Raw genomic sequence first — 21101 nt, 5'->3', positions numbered from 1 at the left:
AATGGATAATTTATGTATTGGGGAGATGTTTTTGCATCTCCTTTTATTTATATAGTTTTTTATACTAGTTCTGCCTACTAAAATTATACTCTAACTGCCTCTTGTATCTTAATCATCAATTATAAGCTTTTACATTTAAAATTGTAACTTAAGTTGAATTGAAAAATCTTAAGGGTAATCTTGTATAGAGAGCTTCTAAAGAGTTAATCTTTTTTATAATACAGATTTTTTAAATTCTTCTAGTCCTATTTTATCAATAAAATCTCCTAGCTTTTCTCCAAAAGTGGCTGCTTCATTATAAAAGTTTAATATTCTTTCTACTAATTCATAAGCCTCTTTTTCACTTATATCTTTAGCTATTATATCTGCAAGTCTTGGATTAAAGCCTGCTGATCCACCTGCCACAACTATAAACCCAGGTTTGTCAGCTATAACACCAACATCTCTTGCATAGACACTCCCACAAGCATTTCTACATCCTGCCACACCTATCTTAGTTCTGTTTGGCATTTCAGCTCCATAAAATTTATTCAATAATTTCATGCCAATACCAATAGTATTATATTTTGACCTTTTACAAAACCCTGCTGGACACATTTCCACATTTTTAACTGAATATTGACTTTTAACTGCTGGTTCCATACCAAGTTCTTCCCAAATTATAGGTAAGTCTTCTTCCTTTAGATTTGTTATCATAATCCTTTGACCTGAAGTTATTTTAAGTACTCCATTATACTTTTTAGTTACTTCTGAAATTTTTATTAAAGTATCAGGAAGTATAAATCCTGCTGGTATAAATGGTGTAATTGCAAAAGTTCTCTTTCCATCTCTTATCTTTTGAAGGTTTCCGTAATGTGCTCCCATAATGAATCTCCTTATAATACATATTTTTTATTTTAACAATAAAATTGCACCTAAATTCACTAATACCGTAATCTATAAAAGTCCTCAATATAATTAAATTTTATCTGTTAAAATTCAATATATCAAGGACTTTTTATAATTATCATTTATTAGGTATTTTAAAAATACATTTATTTAGTATATTTATTTTTAACACACCTTGATTATATAGCTTTTTTATCCTAATATTTCTTTTATATCATTTTCTGCATTAGTTATTGGGCTAATTCCAAAGTTATCCACTAAAACTTGCAATACATTTGGTGATATAAATGCTGGTAATGTTGGTCCAAGCTTAATGTTCTTTATATCTAAGGATAATAATGTAAGTAATATACATACAGCTTTTTGCTCATACCAAGATAATATTATTGAAAGAGGTAAATCATTAACTCCACATTCAAAAGCGTCTGCTAAGGCTAAAGCTATTTTTACTGCTGAATATGCATCATTACATTGTCCTACATCTAGCAGTCTTGGAAGTCCTGCAACTGTTCCAAAGTCAAGCTTATTAAATCTATACTTTCCACAAGCTAAAGTCATTATAACTGTATCACTTGGAAGTGATGTTGCAAGTTCAGTGTAATAGTTTCTTCCAGATTTAGCTCCGTCACATCCACCTATTAGGAAGAAGTGCTTTATTAACCCTTCCTTTACTGCTCCTACTATTTCATTAGCATGACTTAATGTAGCGTTATGTCCAAATCCTACTAATATTTTCTTTTCATCTTCATCTTCATTCCATCCACCAAGTTCTAAAGCGTGATTTATAACTTCGCTAAAATCTTTAACTCCATTTTCATCTGCTAATATGTGGTCACATCCTGGAAATGCTACTACTCCTGAAGTAAATATTCTATCCATATAACTTTCTTTTGGCTTTTGAATACAATTTGTTGTCATAAGTATAGCTCCTGGAATATTATCAAATTCCTTTTGTTGATCTTGCCATGCTCCACCAAAGTTACCTACTAAGTGAGAGTATTTTTTAAGTTCTGGGTAAGCATGTCCTGGAAGCATTTCTCCATGAGTATATATATTAATACCTTTTCCTTCTGTTTGCTCTAATAATTGTTTTAAATCTTTAAGATCATGACCTGATATTACTATGAAAGGTCCTTTTTTCTTTGTAATTAGAACTTCTGTAGGTTCAGGATGACCATAACTACCAGTATTAGCTTTATCTAATAGTTCCATAATTTTAAAGTTAACTTGTCCAAGCTCCATATTTAATCCTACTAAATCACTTACAGATAAATTATTATCTAAAGTGCTCATAAGACCCTTATAAAAGAACTTATTAACTTCTTTATTTGTAAATCCTAGTACGTAAGCATGGTGTCCATAAGCTGCCATACCTTTTAACCCATAAACACAAAGTTCTCTTAATGAGCGTATATCTTCATTTAATGACTTGTCTACCATTACTCCAAACTTTGCAGCATCTTCTATCATATCTTCTACTAAAGATGGAGCCATGTAGTCTGCCTCTTCAAATCCTTTTATATCAACATTTCCGGCTAAAGCTTTTACTTCTTTTTTCATTTCATTAGCTTTATTTATTAATTGAACTAATCTCTCATCATGGAAGTTAACATTAGTTAATGTAGTAAATAATCCATCCATCATGAATCTATCCATTTCATCGCTTAACTCAATGCCTTTTTCCATGGCCTTATAACCATAAAACCCTATTCCCTTTAATTGATGTATTAGAAGATCTTGTAGTGCAGCAATATTTGCATTTTTACCACATACCCCTACTTTAACACAACCTTTTCCGCCTACAGTTTGTTCGCATTGGTAACAAAACATTTCACTTTGAATTTCTTTTTTTAGTGAGAGTCCTTCATTTAATGAATCTACTAATTCTTTAACATCTATACCATGTATGTCAGCTGCGTCCTCTAAAGATTCCATTTGTGATGAAGGACACCCTATACACCCTAGTCCCTTTGACATTAATATTTCAGCTGCTTTTGGGTTAACCTTTAAAACGTCACCTATTACAGTTTCTCTTGTTATCATATGATCAATTCCTCCTTGAGATTTATTTAATTTCTTAACTATCTTTATGCATATTCCAAAGTGTGAGCTTTATATTTTATAAAGCTAATCTTTTTAGTTTCCTTTGGAATACCTTATGATGTTATTCTACTAGACCTCATCTTTATTATCGGTAACAGATGTTACACTACTCTAAATTCTTTTAATTTATTTAAGTCATATCATTAAATGTTATATATTAACTATTATCAAAATTTTATTTTTTGTAATATATGTTACCGACAAGAGTAATATAATTTCATATTATTATATTAAATAATTAATTCGTTTTTGAAAGGAGAAATATATGAGTAAATTTTTAGCACCTATACATTCATGGCTTTTTAATAAAATAAAGGTTTCTGAAATGTTAGAAAAAGATATAGTGGAGGCCTTTGATAAAAAGTATGGTGATGCTTCTATTATATATGAAGAAATCGTTAATAACTTAGGACATCCTACAGAAGATCTTCCCCTTGAGGATATTATTGATAAATCTAATATTCATGGGTGGCTTCAAGAAAAGATATCTTTAACTGAAAAAAGAACTGCGGCCTTAGTTACAAAGCTCATCTTAGAATTTGGTGAAGATTCTAAAAGTATCATTATAGATGCCTTTAAAGCTCAAGGAGAAATTTGCGGCAAAGAAGTTAAAGAGGATTCTCCTCTAGAAAGTCCAAGAGACTTATTTAAAGCTGTTAATAATTACATTTTAGAAGGTATGCCTTGTGATAATGTAAATAGCGTATCAGAAGATACTGAGTATAATTTGCAATGGATTACTTCTAAGTGTCTTCACAAGAAGTATTGGGATTTAGTAAATGGAGATATAAACATATTTTATACCCTAAGGAAGTCTTGGATTGAATCCTTTGTAGAAACTATAAATCCGATGTTCATCTACAAACAGATTATACAAGATAATAATGGAGATTATACTTTTATAAACTCCATATATAAAAAAGATGCTTAGTTATCCTTGTATTAATTAAGGTATAATATAGCCTCCTTAAATATATATTATTAATAATAATATTTATTTAAAGAGGCTATATTAATATGAATAAATCATATAGACAAAATTCTTATAAAAGATATAATGCTACAACTTATGCTACAACTTATGCCTTAAAACATAATCCTAAATATAGATATTTCCCTCTTTCAGGTGACACAAGTGGAAATTGTTCTAACTTTGTATCACAGTGTTTATTTGCTGGTGGTGCCCTTATGGACTTTAATACTCATCATCCTTGGTGGTATAAAAAATATAATGGAAATGTAATGAAGGATACTTGGTCCATTTCATGGGCTGTAGCTCATTCCCTGTATTACTTTTTAAGAGTAAATGAAAGTATTAACTCCCCCTACGTAAAAGGTTTAGAAGTATCTAACAAAGAGCTTTTAGAGGTTGGAGACCTTGTGTTTTTTGAAGATAATAGACACGTTATTTTTCATTCAGCTATTATAACCTCTTTTATAGGAAAAGAGCCTTTAATCTCTCAAAATTCCTTTGACGCTTTGAATATACCTTTTAGAAGTTCTTGGACTGCTTATAAAATACACTTTGTAAAGATTGTTATTTAATTTTCATTATTGATTATTTCTTATTATTATAGTATTATTAGCTATAAAATTTGTTTGAAAAAAGTTAAGGTTAGGACCATCTATAAAATATAGCTAGGAGAGATGATTATGAAAAAATATGTATGCGTAGAATGTGGTTATATATACGACCCTGAGGTAGGCGATATTCAAAATGGTATATCAAAAGGTACTTCCTTTGATGACATTCCAGAAGATTGGCTTTGTCCTGTTTGTGGAGAAGGTAAGTATGTTTTCGAAGAATTATAATAATAACATTTAGGATTAGATTTAAACAGGATAGACTCTTTCTTTTATTAACTAAGGACTATATTCTCTTTTCTAATTAGCTTTTAAATTAATTTTAATCCAATATAAAAAGCTCTTGATTGTTTTATATACATCAAGAGTTTTTATTTGTTAAATCTTTTTAACAACTATATGCAAATGTTCAGTGGCATCTCTATATTGTGGAAGCTCGAAATGTCTATTGTTAAAGCAAATCAACATTACTTTCTTCACAAATCTTATGTATTTCTTCACCCCATAAAGAAGCTTGAACTTCTCCAATATGAGCTTTTCTAAGGAAATACATACATATCCTTGACTGACCTATTCCCCCACCTATAGTATATGGTAACTTACCTTCTAATAACATCTTATGAAATTCTAATGATCTTTTATGATCACAACTTGCAATACTTAGTTGTTTTTCTAGTGTTTTTTCATCTACCCTTATCCCCATAGAAGATAGTTCAAGTGCAATATTTAACACTGGATACCAAAATAATATATCTCCATTTAAGTTCCAATCATCATAATCTGGAGCTCTTCCATCATGTCTTTCACCTGACTTTAACCTCCCTCCTATTTGCATTAAAAATACTGCCTTCTTCTCTTTACAAATAGCGTGCTCTCTTTCTTTTGATGTTAACTTTGGATACATGTCTTCTAACTCTTGCGTAGTTATAAAGAATATTTCTTCCGGCAAAATCTTATTTAAACTAGCATACTCACTGCAAATATACTCTTCTGTTTCTTTAAATACCTTATATATGGACTTTACTATTTTTTTTAAAGTTTCTATATTTCTTTCTTCTTTCAAGATAATCTTTTCCCAGTCCCATTGATCTACATATATAGAATGTATATTATCTAGGTCCTCATCTCTTCTTATGGCGTTCATATCAGTGTAAAGACCTTCACCTTTCTTAAACCCATATCTATGTAAAGCCATCCTCTTCCACTTAGCTAGTGAGTGGACTATTTGAGCTTCTCGCTCCTTTAAAGCTTTAATTCCAAAGCTTACAGGTCTTTCTATTCCATTTAAGTCATCATTTAATCCAGTATCACTAGTTACAAATAAAGGAGCAGATACCCTTGTTAAATTTAATGCTTCTGTAAGATTATCTTCAAAATAATCCTTAACCTTTTTTATAGCTATCTCTGTTTCTTTTATATCTAGCTTTGTTTCATATGCTTTTGGTATTATTGTTTCCATAATTGCTCCAACTTTCTGTCACCTTATAGGTTTTTTATTTTAGAAAATAAATAATTTTCCCTTATAGATTCAATGAATATGGCCTAATCCACTTAAATAAAAAAAGCCCTTCGTCCTAATAAATTAGGACGAAAGACTAAACTTCCGTGGTACCACCCATGTTAACTAAAATAGTTCACTTAATCAGTACAGAATGAATCAATCAATTCGATACTGTCCTATTTTTAACGTTTAGGCCCCGTTCAATACTACTCTCTTAGATTTCGCTTGAAAGCTCTAGGATGTTCTTCATTATAAATTTAGTATAGGACTTCCACCAACTCCCACTCGCTAAAACTTTCCTTTATAAGTACTCTTCCTGTCAATGCTTATTATAATTATTTATTTGTTGTTATTATATAGTGTTAATAGCAAATTGTCAATATTATTATAATATTTTTTATACACAGTTTCCTTTTAAAATACTGAAAGTTTATAAAGTTCCACAACTAAAATTTAAAATACTAATTCTTAATTTCTGACCAAATTAAATCATAATACTTCACAGCATCTCCTATATCCATTAAGTAATCTCCTTTTTCTAATTCCTCCTTTGGTGGAAAAGACAAAGGACTTTCTAGTATTTCTTTTGGTGTCATTGGATATGTTGCTTCATTACAATTTGTATAAGGATAAGCTTTAGTAAATTCTATACTCACATCTGATTCTAATACATAATTTAGGAACAGTTCTGCTTCTTTAGAATTTTTTGAGCCCTTTGGTATTACAAAGTTATCTTGTTGTAAGAATAATCCTTCCCCTGGTATAATGGCTTTAAGATCCTTATTTTCTGCCATTGCAAAACCTGCCTCTGCAGACCAGGCAACCCCTATTGGAACTTCTCTACTTATAAGCATAGCCTTAGAGTTATCACTATCGTAAGCCTTTATATTAGGTTGAAGTTTCTTTAATTTAATTTTTGCTTCATTTAATTTATTAACATCCGTTTCATTAAAATCATATTTTAATGTTTTAAGTGTCATACCAATAACCCCTCTTGGATCATCCATCATAACTATTGAATCTTTAAATTTCTCTTTCCAAAGATCATTAAAGTCTTTTATTTCTCCATCTTTTATTTTAGTAGAGTCCACCACTATTATAGCCTCTGACCTCATATATGGAACACTGTACTTATTTTCCTTATCGAAATATAAGTTCTTAAATTCTGATCCAATATTAGACCAATTATTTAAATTACCTGTATCTATCTCTTCAAGCATATCTTGTTTTCTCATTATATCCACCATATAGTCCGCAGCTACAACTACATCGTATCCATTTCCACCTGCCATCATTTTTGCTAACATCTCTTCATTAGAACCATAGCTAGAATAATTAACTTTTATATTATATCGTCTTTCAAACTCCTCAATAACAGGCTGCGGTATGTAATCGGACCAATTAAAAATATTTAATTCTCCCTCATAATGAACAGCTTTACTAGAAGCCTTCCAAACTCCTAATGTAAATATAAAAATAAAGCTCATAAGAGATGCTAAAACTCTTTTAATGTTTTTACTTTTAATATTATTAGACCTTATCTTTTCTGCAACTATAACCACAGTAACTGTTAGTATTATAAGTACTGTAGACAAAGCATTAATTTCTGGGCTAACCCCAAATTTCACCATATTAAAAACCTTCAAAGGAAAGGTCATACTACTAGGTCCAGCTACAAAAAAACTTATTATTACATCATCTATAGATAATGTAAATGCTAAAAGTCCTCCTGCAATAACTCCTGGCATAATGCTTGGAAGTGTAATCTTCATAAATGTTTGAAATGGTGTTGCTCCAAGATCCATAGCAGCCTCTTCTATAGACTTATCAAATCCATCTAGTCTAGCCCTTACTACAACTACTACATAAGATATACTAAAGGTTATATGGGCTATAATAAGTGTTAATATACCACTACTGATTTTAGCCAAAGAAAAAAATGCTAATAAAGCAATACCTAGAACTATCTCAGGTATAACTATAGGAATATAGAGCATTCCATCTACTATAGACTTCCCCTTAAATTTTGATTTATATATACCAACTGCAGTAAGTGTTCCAATTATTACAGACACTATACTGCTAACAAATGCAATTATAAGGCTGTTTTTAACGGATACTAAAAGCCCACTATTAGTTAAAAGCTTTTGATACCATTTAAATGTGAATCCTGTCCAAGTAGCATTTAATTTAGATTGGTTAAATGAAAATATTATAAGTACTATTATTGGAATATAAAGTATAAAGTAAATTAACGCTGAATAAACTTTTCCAAGAACCTTTAAATTATTCTTTTTCAACTCTACATCACCTTATCCTTATACTTAGATTTTGTAATCTTAAAATATCCACCTATTATAATAAGTATAACTACGATCAGTATAACAGAAATAGCAGATCCAAAAGGCCAGTCTCTTGCCATAAGATATTGATTCTTAATAAGGTTACTAATCAATATAACCTTACTACCACCCATAAGATCTGGTATAAAAAAGTATCCTAAGGTAGGTACAAATACCAAAAGTGCCCCTGCCATAACCCCTGGCATAGTAAGAGGCCATATTATCCGAGCAAAGTTTTTAAATGGATTTGCTCCTAAATCTGATGCCGCTTCAATAAGGGACTTGTCGATCTTTTCTACGGAAGAATAAATAGGTAATACCATAAACGGAAACATCATATATACCATACCAATGAGCACCGATGTATTAGTATAAAGTAATTTTAAAGGTTCTGATATAAAGTTTAATTTTATAAGGTATGAATTAATTATGCCCTCTGTTCTTAAAAGTATTATCCAAGCATAAGTTCTTATAAGTGAATTAGTCCAAAAAGGTAGCATTACTAGCATAATAAGTGGACCCCTAAACTTTTTAGGAGATCTACCTATAAAAAATGCAAAAGGATAAGCAAATACTAAGCAAATAACCGTGGTAAAAAGAGCAATAATAAGCGATTTTAATAATATGTTTAAATATAATGGGTCCATGAATCTTATGTAACTTTCCAGATTAAAACTATATATAACCTCGCCAAACTCACCTCTTGTAAAAAAACTTACAAGTACCATAAGTGCAACAGGAATTAAGAAAAAACAAGTCATCCAAATTACTACGGGGTAAAGAAGCCTATATGATCTTTTCTTTTTTTTCATTAGGCTCTTACCACCACTGCACTATTAGTCTTCCAGGTTACGAAAACTTTTTCCTTTTTATTTGTAAAATCAAAGTTTTCTCCCGCAAATTCATTTATGACTATGTCTTTACCATTATTAAGTTCTACCACAGTTTTCAAAACAGATCCCATATATATCTTTTCCTTTAATGTACCCTCTAACCACTGGTCATCTAAATTAGGCTTGCTCTTAATCTTCAATCTTTCTGGCCTAACTGCTATACATACAAACTCTCCTATTGAAAATCCAAGGTCCTCTACTTTTATATTTTTATTTTGTCCTATCTCTAGCAAAGCCTTTTCATTTTCAATAGACGAAACCTTTCCTTCTATTAAGTTGGTTTCTCCTATAAAATCAGCTACAAATTTAGTTTTAGGTTTTTCATATATTTCTTCTGGAGAAGCTATTTGTTCTAAATTACCTTCATTCATGACAGCTATTCTATCAGACATAGTTAAAGCTTCTTCTTGATCATGAGTAACATATATAAATGTAATACCTAATTCTTTTTGAAGATGTTTCAATTCTAATTGCATCTGTTTTCTTAGTTTAAGATCTAAAGCTCCTAAGGGTTCATCTAGAAGTAGTACTTTAGGGCTGTTTATAATAGCTCTAGCAATAGCTACCCTTTGTTTTTGGCCTCCACTTAGCTGTGATGGCATCCTATCCTCGTAGCCCTCAAGTCTAACTATTTTAATCATTTCAGTTACTTTCTCTTTGATTTTTGTCTTGGCTACCTTTTTCATAGTAAGACCAAACGCAATATTATTATAAACATTAAGATGAGGAAATAACGCATAATTTTGAAATACCGTATTAACATTTCTTTCATAAGGTGCCTTTAAAGAAACTTCTTCCTTATCAATATATATATTTCCACTAGTTAATTCTTCAAATCCCGCTATCATTCTTAAGGTTGTAGTTTTTCCACAGCCACTAGGACCTAAAATAGTTAAAAACTCTCCTTCTTTTACATCAAGAGATATTCCTTTAACCACTGGCTTTCCATTCTTTTCATAGGATTTAAACGCATTTACTAATTGAACAATTGTTTTACTCGCCAACCTATTCTCAACTCCTTACCTTGCATTTGTTTTTTTATAAAAAAGAAAACTTCCCCACCTTTTTCAGGCAAAGAAGATAATTATTAAACAGTAGTCGAAAATATAATTTTCGTATAAAAATATATCATAATTACATAGCTTATACAATAGTTTTACCTTAAATTTCACTGTTTTTTTTAATTAATACTATTAAATCACAAAAGCTACTAACTATATTAAAAATAATACTTAAATATACCACTTATAATATATAAATTTTTCTTTACATTTGTAAAACCTTTAAATTAACCCAGTCAAATTATTTAGAATATTTTTAATAATACATATTTTAATAAAGTACTTTATTTTTTTTAAAATACCTATATAATTGTTTTTGTTTGTAAAAATAAATATATTCTATAATAAAATTTTATAAATTTGATTATAGAATATATTTATAGAATTATTCAAGGAGGTGCTTTCTTATGAAAATAAATTTAATTGGTGTACCTATATTTTACGGTTGTGATAATAAAGGTGTAGAATTTGGTCCTGATATATTAAGAGAAAACGGTATCGATAATATTGCAAAGAAGTACGGTCATGAACTTTGTGATTTAGGAAACATTATTGTTCCAAAAGTGGATGAAAGTCATAAATATGTGGCACATAAAACTATGAAATATTTAGACACCGTAACGAAGGTAAATGAAGATTTAGCAAATGAAGTATACAATTCATTAAATTCAGGTGTTTTCCCTTTTATTGTTGGTGGAGATCACTCCTTAGGGCTTGGTAGCGTTTCTGGAGCTAGTAAATATTTAGATGATATAAGTGTTATTTGGGTAGATGCTCATGGAGATATAAACACAGATACAACTTCTCCATCTGGCAATGTTCATGGAATGCCACTTTCTGCTGCTATGGGTATTGGACACGAGAATTTAACAAATGTCTTTTATAAAGGTAGAAAGGTTAATCCTAAAAATGTTTATATAATAGGAGCAAGAGATTTAGATAAAGGTGAAAGGGATCTTATATCAAAGCTTGGTCTTAATGTTTGGTCTACAGAACATATAAAAAAGAATGGTATAGAATCTGTTATAAATGAACTTATTGAAATTTTAAGTAATAATGGCAGTAAAAATATTCATCTAAGTTTTGACATTGACGCTTTAGATTCAAAGTTAGTTCCTGGAACTGGTACACCTGTATCTAATGGATTAAGCATAGTTGAAGTTAAATATATCTTAATGTCTATTTTAGACACAAAGAATGTTAAGTCTATGGATTTTGTTGAACTAAACCCTAAAATTGATAAAGATAATAAAACTCTAGAATTATCTTTAGAAATGATTGATCTAATATTTAGTCATATTTAAATTAATAAAAATAATTCTCCTGTAGCGACAGTATAATTATGTAATTTTCAAGTTATCTTTTATTTAACTCAACTGGACAACCTCTTCTTATTTAATAATAATAGTGTTTATGTTATAATTACTTTTATAGTTGTATTATTATCAGGAGGTTTACTAGATGAAATTAATTTTTTTTGATACCGAAACAACAGATTTAAGACCTGGCAGCATATGCCAATTGAGTTATATATTAGTAGATACTGCAGCGAAACCTCAAAGAACTATAGGTAAAAACATCTTTTTTACAGTAGAATCTATGGAGCCTTCTGCTGAAAAGATACATGGTTTTTCCTTAGAGTCTCTTTATGAATTAAGTGGTGGACTTTATTTTGAAGATCAATACGAGAGCTTCATGGATGACTTTTTATCTTCAGATATAGTAATAGGCCATAATGTTAATTTTGACATTAAATTTTTAAGGCACGAAGTTGAAGGTTGTGGGGAAGAATTCAATCCCAAAATACCTTTTTGCACTATGGGCTACTACAAAAATATTTGTAGATTATCTAATAGTAGAGGAGATATAAAAAATCCTAAGCTAGAAGAAGTCATTGCCTTTTTAAACATAAGCAAGAGTAAAATTGAAGAGCTTACCCAAAAGCTTTTTGGTGGATCAGGCAATTATCACGATGCAAGATTTGATACTACTGCTACTTATCTTATAGTTATAGAAGGAATAAAAAAAGGGTTTATTCCAAAGCAGTACTTTTCTAATATGCTAGAGTCTAAAATTAACATTTAATTTTCAATAAATTATTTAATAATTTAAGAAATTATACTATTGTTTAATACTATAAACTTTTATTTAAACAAATTGTATATTCTTAATTCTATTACTTGTAAAGGATATATATTTTGTTTATAATGAATGTAATCTAATATTTATTAGTAATGAATATTAGATTACTTATTTTAAATGTGAAGGAGGATTTTACCATGCAAAAATATGTTTGTATAGTATGTGGTTATGTTTACGATCCTGAAATTGGAGATGAAGATAACGGAGTAGCACCAGGAACTAGTTTTGAAAATGTACCTGAAGAATGGGTGTGCCCACTTTGTGGAGTTGGCAAAGATCAATTTGAAGTAACTGAATAAAAAAGCAAAAAGTCTATACACTTTTGAGTATAGACTTTTTATTTACTAAAATGCTCATTGATACTTTTGAAAGCTTGTCTTTTATTTGATTATGGTTTAATATATTTATAAATAACCATTTGAGATATTTATACTATTTCATAAGTTTTATTCATCAAAGATTAAGTATTATATAATTAAAGGGGGCATTTTATATGGATTCTAAAAAATTAGATACTATCGATATGTTAAAGATTTTAAGAGATAAACCTACTTTAAAAGCTATAAATGATAAAGGGTGTATAGTTGGAGTTACTGGTGATGAAAAAAATATAAGCGTTAGAAATACCGGTTATGAAAAGCTAAGCCTTGAAGATAATTGGGTAATGATTGAGCCTATTGAATATGACAAGGCTAATGAGCTATTTAGAAAAGGTAGAATGGTAGAATTAATTTATCCAAGTGGCAGAAGAAAGCAATATAGAAAAATGCCTTTAGACGGCAATATAATTCTAGAAACAGACTTACCAATACCTAGCGATGGTCTTTGGTATTGTTACTGGTCTTAAACTATAAATAAAATAAAAAAATAGACTAGTGTATGCTAGTCTATTTTTTTATTTTATTTATTCTTTTGTGGAATTAATTAGTCAGACTTAAGATAAATTTTATAAGTTTAATAATGCTGTTAGTTTTAATTCTAATTCCTTACATTTATCTTTATCCATAGGCTCAATGCCTTCTAACTTATACTTAATGTCCATACTCTTATACTTATCTAGACCTAAGGTATGATAAGGTAATAATTCTACCTTTTCTACATTCTTTATTTGCTTTATTAATTTAGAAAGCTCTGTTATATGTTCTATAGAATCTGTAATTCCTGGAATTATCACATGTCTTATCCAAATCTTAGCGTTAGACTTTTCTACTGCATGCAAGAATCTCCAAGATTCTTTTCCATCTTTACCAGTTAAATTTAAGTAGCCTTCTTCAGATACATTTTTTATATCAAACAAAACCAAGTCTGTGTATTTTAATATTTCATCATAGTCTGAAAGCCCGTATCCCGAAGTATCTAATGCAGTTTTAATTCCATTTTCCTTACACAATTTTAAAACTTCCAGTAAAAACTTAGGTTGCATAAGTGGCTCACCTCCAGAAAATGTTACCCCGCCCCCTGACTTATAAAAATAAGACTTATACCTTGATATTTTCTTAATAAGGTCTAAGGCTTCAATTTCTTCTCCACCTTTAAAGTTCCAGGTATCAGGGTTATGGCAATAAGCACATCTAAGTAAGCAACCTTGGAAAAACACTACAACTCTAATTCCAGGTCCATCTACAAGCCCCATAGTTTCAATAGAATGTATTTTACCTTTCATAATTTCCACTTCCTTTGTAATGCACATCAAATATAATCTTTCTACTATTTAAATATAGAAAAGACTCTTATAGAGCCTTTTCTAAGATATGTTATATTTTTTCGTGGAATGTTCTACTTATAACTTCTTTTTGTTGATCTTTTGAAAGTCTATTAAAGTTAACTGCATAACCTGAAACTCTTATTGTTAATGTTGGATACTTTTCTGGGTGTTCCATAGCATCTATAAGCATCTCTCTTTGAAGCACGTTAACATTTAAGTGATGAGCGCCTTGATTAAAATAGCCATCCATTACAGATACTAAATTATTAATTTGGGTATCTTTTTCTTTTCCTAAAGCTTCTGGAATAATAGAGAACGTATTTGAAACTCCATCTTCACAGCAAGGGTTATATGGTATCTTAGCTACAGAGTTTAGTGAAGCTAACGCTCCTTCAAGATCTCTTCCATGCATTGGATTAGCTCCTGGTGCAAATGGGACTCCAGCGTTTCTACCATCTGGTGTAGCTCCAGTCTTCTTACCATAAACTACATTTGATGTAATAGTTAATACTGAAAGTGTGTGTTTTGCTCCTCTATAGGTTGGATGAGATTTTAATTCTTTTGAGAATCTTTCTACAAGTTCTACTGCAATATCATCTACCCTATCATCATCATTCCCAAACTTAGGAAACTCCCCTTCTATTTCAAAGTCTACTGTTATTCCATTTTCTCTTATAGGCTTAACCTTTGCATACTTAATAGCACTTAAAGAATCTGCAGCTACAGATAGCCCTGCTACACCAAAAGCCATAAGTCTCCCAACTTCTGTATCATGAAGGGCCATTTGGCCTGCTTCATAAGCATATTTATCATGCATATAGTGAATTATATTCATTGTATTTACATATAAACCTGCAACATACTCTAATACCTTTAGATAATTTTCTTTAACTTTATCATACTCTAAAATCCCATCTTCTATCTTTTCTATTCCAGGTACAACAAGCCTTCCTTTTTTCTCGTCAATTCCGCCATTTATAGCATATAATAACGCCTTAGCTAAGTTACATCTCGCTCCAAAAAATTGCATTTGCTTTCCTATTTCCATAGCAGAAACGCAGCAAGCAATAGCATAATCATCTCCATATATAGGTCTCATAATATCATCATTTTCATATTGAATAGAATCTGTTAAAATAGACATCTCAGCACAGAACTTCTTAAAGCTTTCTGGCAACTTTTCTGACCATAATATAGTCATATTAGGTTCAGGTGCTGTTCCAAGGTTAACCAATGTGTGTAAAAATCTATATGAAGTCTTTGTTACAAGTGGTGTACCATTTTTACTTATTCCGCCTATTGATTCAGTTACCCAGGTTGGATCTCCAGCAAAAAGGTCATTATATTCAGGTGTTCTAAGATGTCTTACAAGTCTTAATTTTATTACAAATTGATCTATTAATTCTTGAGCTTCTTTTTCTGTTATAACTCCATTTTTTAGATCTCTTTCAATATAAATATCTAAGAAGGTACTTGTTCTACCAAGAGACATAGCAGCACCATTACTTTCCTTTACTGCTGACAAATATCCGAAATATAAAAATTGAACAGCTTCTTTAGCATCTTTTGCAGGATTTGATATATCAATGCCATATTTTAACGCCATAGATTTCATTAGCTGTAGCGCCCTTATTTGCTCTGAAACTTCTTCTCTATGTCTTATAACTTCATCTAACATATCACCCTTTAAAGCCTTAAGGTCTTTTTTCTTTTCACTTATCAAATAATCTACACCATACAAAGTTATTCTTCTGTAATCGCCAATTATTCTTCCCCTACCATAAGCATCAGGAAGTCCTGTTAAAAGTCCTGTAGATCTTGCTACCTTTATATCATCTGTATAAGCATCGAAAACTCCATCATTGTGTGTCTTTCTAAATTTAGGGAAGTACTTTTCTATGTCCTCATCCAACTTATATCCATAAGATTCTAAAGACGTTTCAACCATTCTCCATCCACCCCAAGGATTCACTATTCTCTTTAAAGGTGCATCAGTTTGAAGTCCTAAAATGACCTCATTATCCTTATCAATGTATCCAGCCTCGTAGTTATCTATTCCTGAAACTCTGTCTGTAGCAACATCAATAACGCCTTTTTTAATTTCCTCAATTATTAACTCACTTGATTTTTCCCAAACCTTCTTTGTCCTTTCTGTTGGACCTTCTAAGAATTCCTTATCCCCTTCATATAACTTGTAATTTTTTTGAATAAATCCTCTAACATCTATTCTTTCTGTCCATGAACCTAGTTTGAAATCTTCCCATTGTTTGAACATAGAAAACACCCCTTTTAAGTTTTATTATATAAATCTTTTAATGTGGATCTTTTTAATGTGTGTCACCTTTTTGCTTTTATTATCCATGATTTCATTATAATACTTTTATTCATGTTTGTTAATACCTTAACACGCTTTTATAATATTTTTAATATTCGAAACTGGCTGTAAGCATTGACTTTACTAGCTTTTAGTGATAAAATATTATTATAAAATATAACAGCAAAATTTATAAACTGATACAGTTCGTTAGCTAAATAGTTCTATTCTACTCTCTGTTTATGTTTTTATGTTTTATTATCATTTTTATGACCTATTAATTTAACTGCTTTAGTTTTAGGTGAAAACATAGAATTTAGCCAAACACTATATTGATATAGATATATAAAATGACAACTTTTTTTCACAAACTTTCATTTGAAGGTAAATCTCAAAAACTTAGGAGGATTTATAATGGAAAAACGAATGTTAAACCCTACAGAAATAGCCAGTGAAGTAATAACAATTTACGAGGCAAAAGCTAACTACGTTCCCCTTAAATCATTAATTTTAGGTATCTTATCTGGAATGTTTATAGCTTTGGGTGGGTTTGCTTCTGCAACAGCTTCTCATAGCATAACCAATTATAGTATTTCTAAACTAATTGCAGGTGCAGTATTCCCCGTGGGACTAATCTTAGTAATAATTACAGGTACAGATCTTTTTACTGGAAACGTTTTACTTATGGTACCTTTATTACACAAAAGGATAACATTTAAGCAATTAATAAAGAATTGGGTAATAGTATACTTCGCCAATATGGCCGGTGCAATAATTGTATCCTTATTACTATTTTACAGCGGATCTTTAGATGTAAATCACGGAGCCCTTGGGGCTTATAGTATTAAGGTAGCTTATACTAAGTCAAGCCTGCCTTTTATAAAATCTTTTTTAAGTGGAATACTTTGCAATATACTAGTTTGTCTTTCAGTTTGGATGTCTTTTGCAGGAAAAGATATTATAAGTAAAATATTTGCTATCTTCTTCCCCATAATGGCATTTGTAGTATCTGGTTTCGAACATAGCGTAGCTAATATGTATTATTTTTCTATAGGTCTTTTAGCAAAAACAAATCCAGAATTTGTTTCTACTCTTGGTATTTCCGAGAGTCAATTACAAAGTTTAAATTTAAAAAACATCATAAGTAACCTTGTGCCTGTAACCTTAGGAAATATAGTAGGTGGAGCTCTTTTTGTAGGGGCAGCTCTTTATTTAGCCTTTATACGTACCAATAAAGTCTAAATTATAATTTTCAATATTTACTAGGTTCTTAAACCATAATATAAAAATAAAATAAGCACTACCTATATAGGCCGTGCTTATTTTATTTTGTTTTATATGTATTATCTTTAATTCCAACTATTTATTATCATATCCCACATCATCTTACCGCTCTTAGCTAAAGTAACAATTCCATATACATCGTTTGGTACACCTTTTGACATCATAGTAAATGCAAAGTTACCTTTTGGTACTTGTATAAATGATGTATCATTTTCTACTCCGCTTAAGTCGCCAGTCTTATTTGCTATATTTTCTTTAATTTCTTCTCCCATATAAAAAGCTAACTTATTTTTCATTTGCTGCTTTTTCATAATTCTTATAACCCAGTTGCTATTTTCTTTATTTAGATAGCTAGAATTGTATAGGTGCTTCCAGCAAAGACATAAATCATAACTACTAGTTATATTCTGTATTCTACTATCTACATCCTTTTCTTTCTCAACTCTTCTATTTAGTTTAGTGCTTTTTAAGTCCATTTCTTTAAAGATACTGTTAATTTTACTCATACCTACAAGATCCACAAGCTTATTTGTAGCCGTATTATCACTTTGTATAAGCATAGCAATAAGAAGTTCTATCAAACTATATTCTTTTTCTTCAAACTCATGGATTATACCATTACCCGAAACTTTATCATCTATCGAAACAGAAAGTTTGTCATTAAGACTAATATTTCCTATTTCTGATTCTTTTAATATCGCCATGGCTATAGGGAGTTTGATACACCCTGCAGATATCATAGGAACGTTTTCATTATATCCATATATATACCCACCATCTAAATCCTCAAAGTAAAAACTATAATCACCTATTCTTGATTCTAAATACTTCTTAATTTCCTTCATGTTTACCTCCAACTTTAATGATTATTGTATGAATATTAAAGATATATTTTTATTTATTTAAGTGTTTCAAAATACGGTTCTTTGTATTAGATTTAACCGCAACACAAACCTCAACAAAACCTCAAAGATACCTTTTTGGCATTAATTTTATATTATTTATGAGGAAAGCAACTAAAACTACCTTTTATTTAATTATACACTTTAAATGATATCTATTACACATAAGATAATAATTTTGCACTTATACCAAATATGAGGACTGTTAAAATATTAGCATACTCTTTATAAAGCATTATGGTTATATATCATACCCAAGTTTTATGAATATAATTAAATAACCATATATGCTTCTACTTAATATAGATTTTTATTTTATTACATTTAAAGCAACTAGTATTATGAATATAGCCGCTACGGATAATCTATATATTGCAAATGTTCTCATAGGTTTTTTCTTTAAGAATGCTATAAATCTGTCTACTACTAATAATGCTGTAATAAAAGCTACAACAAAGCCTACTGCTAGTGCAATCTTTTCATTAGCAGCTACAGATGAAAAGTCAAATTTTTTAAGTTCAAGTCCTGATGCTCCTATCATTACAGGAATAGCCAAGAAAAATGAGAATTCTGTAGCAACTGTTGTTGAAAGCCCAGCTACCCATCCTCCCATTATGGTAGATGCAGATCTAGACATTCCAGGCCACATAGCAAGACACTGAAATAATCCTACTTTAAAAGCCTGTCCATAGCTAATATCTTCTAATTTCCGTACTACAGTGTTGCTATTTTCTCTTTTCCTAAAGTTATTTTCAATAACTATAAGAAGTATACCCCCTACTACAAATCCAATGATTACAGTTTTACTATTAAAAAGATATTGTTTAATAATCTTATTTAAAGCAAATCCCATTATCATAGCTGGTATTGTTGCTACAATTATATTAAGCCAAAACCTTATACCTTTTTTCTCAAACTTAAAGAAAGATACTATCATTTCTCTTATTTTCGCCCAATATAAAACCACTACTGCAAGTATTGCTCCAAGTTGTATAACAACTTCATACATATCAGAAAAATCGCTACCATTAAACTTAATTAAATCCCCCACTAAAATCATATGCCCTGTAGATGATATAGGTAAAAATTCAGTTATCCCTTCTACAATAGCTATAATAATTGCCTTAAAAATTATTAACATATATTTATTTCTCCCCTTTTAGAAAATTTGGTTTTTAATATTATATTTAAATATATACTTATCTATTATAAGGTATATTAATAACTTTTGTCTATTGATTGGCTTATCAAAATAATAAATACTTTGTTATTATTTATAAATAGTAGATATTCTTTTAATTTTTTCCTCCACATCATTTACACTTATAAATCTAGCTTCTCTTATAGTTTCTTTTCCTTCTACATATAATAGTACAACTGGAATTGTAAATATAGAATATCTTTCCATAGCAAGTTTAACATCATCAATTTCTATATATGCTGCTTTAATGTTAGGGTATTCTTTTAAAACCTTACTAATCTTAGGCAATAATGCCATACAAACCCCACAAGTTTCATCCCCAAAATAAAGAAAACTAAAATCATTGTTTTTAATAAATTCTTCAATTTCCTCTAATGAATTTAATTTAATCATAAACCATACCTCCTACTTTTTATACTTTTATATTAATACCCCCATTAGGTATTTGCAAGTGATTCATAATCTTTATTATTTATACGTAAAAAAAGCTTGTATATTTAAGTATACAAGCTTTTCTTTATTATTTATTATTCTTATATAATCTTTCTACTTGATCCCAATCTACAACTTTCCACCATGCTTCTATATAGTCAGGTCTTTTGTTTTGATATTTTAAATAGTAAGCATGTTCCCACACGTCTAAAGCTAAAATAGGTATATTACCATCTGTTATTGGATTATCCTGATTTGGTGTAGACACAATTTGAAGTTTTCCATCTTTATTTAAAACAAGCCATGCCCACCCACTTCCGAATCTTGTAGCTGCAGCTTTACCAAAGTCTTCTTTAAATTTATCAAAGCTTCCGAATACCTTGTTTATCTCTTCTTTTACCTGCCCTTTTGGTTCTCCACCTTTATTAGGGCCCATAAAGCTCCAAAACATAGAGTGATTATAGTGACCTCCTCCATTATTTCTTACGGCTACTCTTATATCTTCTGGTACTAAATCTATATCTTTTAAAAGTTCTTCTAATTCCTTATTTTCAAGTTCAGGATGTTTTTCTAATGCAGCATTAAGGTTATTTATATATGCTGCATGATGCTTAGTATGATGTATTTCCATAGTTGCTTTATCTATATATGGTTCTAATGCATTATAATCATATTTAAGTTCTGGTAATTTATATTTCATTTAAATTCCCTCCATTTATTTTTATTAAATTTATTTTTATAACTTTAGT

The 21101-nt window shown here is 29.9% G+C and carries 20 protein-coding genes and 1 other annotated feature; of the genes, 8 read left to right on the top strand and 12 right to left on the bottom strand.

The features are described 5' to 3' along the window. Positions 1–213 precede the first annotated feature (213 nt). Complete coding sequence (locus BD821_RS04335; RefSeq protein ID WP_104409480.1) at positions 214–864, bottom strand: nitrite/sulfite reductase domain-containing protein; 651 nt, start codon at positions 862–864, stop codon at positions 214–216. A gap of 216 nt (positions 865–1080) precedes the next feature. After that, positions 1081–2931 (bottom strand): hydroxylamine reductase, encoded by a 1851-nt coding sequence (gene hcp, locus BD821_RS04330; protein ID WP_104409479.1) that lies wholly within the window; start codon positions 2929–2931, stop codon positions 1081–1083. Between the two features lie 325 nt (positions 2932–3256). On the opposite strand from hcp, the gene BD821_RS04325 reads away from it, so the two are divergent. From BD821_RS04325 to rd (BD821_RS04315), 3 genes are all read left to right on the top strand, one after another. Then, positions 3257–3922, top strand: coding sequence for a hypothetical protein (locus BD821_RS04325; protein WP_104409478.1), 666 nt, complete (start codon positions 3257–3259; stop codon positions 3920–3922). Between the two features lie 86 nt (positions 3923–4008). Continuing rightward, on the top strand, positions 4009–4536 hold the full coding sequence (locus tag BD821_RS04320; RefSeq protein WP_104409477.1) for an amidase domain-containing protein: 528 nt from the start codon (positions 4009–4011) through the stop codon (positions 4534–4536). 108 nt (positions 4537–4644) lie between these two features. Further along, the gene (rd, locus tag BD821_RS04315; protein ID WP_104409476.1) at positions 4645–4803 is read left to right on the top strand and encodes a rubredoxin; all 159 of its coding nucleotides are present in this window, start codon (positions 4645–4647) and stop codon (positions 4801–4803) included. A gap of 223 nt (positions 4804–5026) precedes the next feature. Here the strand turns inward: rd (BD821_RS04315) and asnA are convergent, their stop codons facing one another. From asnA to BD821_RS04295, 4 genes are all read right to left on the bottom strand, one after another. Beyond that, positions 5027–6034 (bottom strand): aspartate--ammonia ligase, encoded by a 1008-nt coding sequence (gene asnA, locus BD821_RS04310; protein WP_104409475.1) that lies wholly within the window; start codon positions 6032–6034, stop codon positions 5027–5029. A 121-nt stretch (positions 6035–6155) separates the two neighbouring features. After that, positions 6156–6408: a binding site (T-box leader), on the bottom strand. Between the two features lie 129 nt (positions 6409–6537). Further along, positions 6538–8376 carry an extracellular solute-binding protein gene (locus BD821_RS04305; RefSeq protein WP_104409474.1) on the bottom strand — a complete coding sequence of 613 codons (1839 nt, stop codon included), beginning with the start codon at positions 8374–8376 and terminating at the stop codon, positions 6538–6540. A 2-nt stretch (positions 8377–8378) separates the two neighbouring features. Next, positions 8379–9230 carry an ABC transporter permease gene (locus BD821_RS04300; RefSeq protein WP_104409473.1) on the bottom strand — a complete coding sequence of 284 codons (852 nt, stop codon included), beginning with the start codon at positions 9228–9230 and terminating at the stop codon, positions 8379–8381. Continuing rightward, on the bottom strand, positions 9230–10315 hold the full coding sequence (locus BD821_RS04295; protein ID WP_278335138.1) for an ABC transporter ATP-binding protein: 1086 nt from the start codon (positions 10313–10315) through the stop codon (positions 9230–9232). Before BD821_RS04295 ends, BD821_RS04300 begins: the two co-directional genes overlap by 1 nt. Positions 10316–10779: 464 nt before the next feature. Here BD821_RS04295 and rocF point away from each other — a divergent pair, with 464 nt between their 5' ends. The 4 genes from rocF (at position 10780) to BD821_RS04275 (ending at position 13361) form a co-directional block, all read left to right on the top strand. After that, on the top strand, positions 10780–11676 hold the full coding sequence (rocF, locus tag BD821_RS04290; protein WP_104409472.1) for an arginase: 897 nt from the start codon (positions 10780–10782) through the stop codon (positions 11674–11676). Positions 11677–11833: 157 nt separating this feature from the next. Next, positions 11834–12457: a 3'-5' exonuclease gene (locus BD821_RS04285; RefSeq protein WP_104409471.1), complete on the top strand. Its 624-nt coding sequence runs from the start codon at positions 11834–11836 to the stop codon at positions 12455–12457. Between the two features lie 194 nt (positions 12458–12651). Continuing rightward, positions 12652–12813: a rubredoxin gene (gene rd, locus BD821_RS04280; RefSeq protein WP_104409470.1), complete on the top strand. Its 162-nt coding sequence runs from the start codon at positions 12652–12654 to the stop codon at positions 12811–12813. 194 nt (positions 12814–13007) lie between these two features. After that, entirely contained in the window at positions 13008–13361 is a 354-nt protein-coding gene (locus tag BD821_RS04275; RefSeq protein WP_104409469.1) for a hypothetical protein, read from the top strand. Positions 13362–13460: 99 nt separating this feature from the next. On the opposite strand, the gene pflA is transcribed toward BD821_RS04275, so the two are convergent. Both pflA and pflB read right to left on the bottom strand, forming a co-directional pair. Further along, positions 13461–14180: a pyruvate formate-lyase-activating protein gene (gene pflA / locus BD821_RS04270; protein WP_104409484.1), complete on the bottom strand. Its 720-nt coding sequence runs from the start codon at positions 14178–14180 to the stop codon at positions 13461–13463. Between the two features lie 88 nt (positions 14181–14268). Beyond that, a complete protein-coding gene (gene pflB / locus BD821_RS04265; protein ID WP_104409468.1) occupies positions 14269–16494 on the bottom strand; it encodes a formate C-acetyltransferase in 2226 nt (741 codons plus the stop codon). A 453-nt stretch (positions 16495–16947) separates the two neighbouring features. Between pflB and BD821_RS04260 the strand changes: the two genes are divergently transcribed. Beyond that, a complete protein-coding gene (locus BD821_RS04260) occupies positions 16948–17775 on the top strand; it encodes a formate/nitrite transporter family protein (RefSeq protein WP_104409467.1) in 828 nt (275 codons plus the stop codon). Positions 17776–17882: 107 nt separating this feature from the next. Here the strand turns inward: BD821_RS04260 and BD821_RS04255 are convergent, their stop codons facing one another. The 4 genes from BD821_RS04255 to BD821_RS04240 form a co-directional block, all read right to left on the bottom strand. Continuing rightward, entirely contained in the window at positions 17883–18662 is a 780-nt protein-coding gene (locus tag BD821_RS04255) for a serine hydrolase (RefSeq protein ID WP_104409466.1), read from the bottom strand. Positions 18663–19029: 367 nt separating this feature from the next. Next, positions 19030–19860 carry an undecaprenyl-diphosphate phosphatase gene (locus BD821_RS04250; protein ID WP_104409465.1) on the bottom strand — a complete coding sequence of 277 codons (831 nt, stop codon included), beginning with the start codon at positions 19858–19860 and terminating at the stop codon, positions 19030–19032. A gap of 129 nt (positions 19861–19989) precedes the next feature. Further along, positions 19990–20313: a thioredoxin family protein gene (locus tag BD821_RS04245; protein ID WP_104409464.1), complete on the bottom strand. Its 324-nt coding sequence runs from the start codon at positions 20311–20313 to the stop codon at positions 19990–19992. Positions 20314–20440: 127 nt separating this feature from the next. Beyond that, complete coding sequence (locus tag BD821_RS04240) at positions 20441–21052, bottom strand: superoxide dismutase (protein ID WP_104409463.1); 612 nt, start codon at positions 21050–21052, stop codon at positions 20441–20443. Positions 21053–21101 lie beyond the last annotated feature (49 nt).

Origin of the sequence: Clostridium algidicarnis DSM 15099 (assembly GCF_002934235.1) — a bacterium.
Lineage (GTDB): Bacteria > Bacillota > Clostridia > Clostridiales > Clostridiaceae > Clostridium_L > Clostridium_L algidicarnis.
This window is presented reverse-complemented; position numbering and strand designations above follow the sequence as displayed.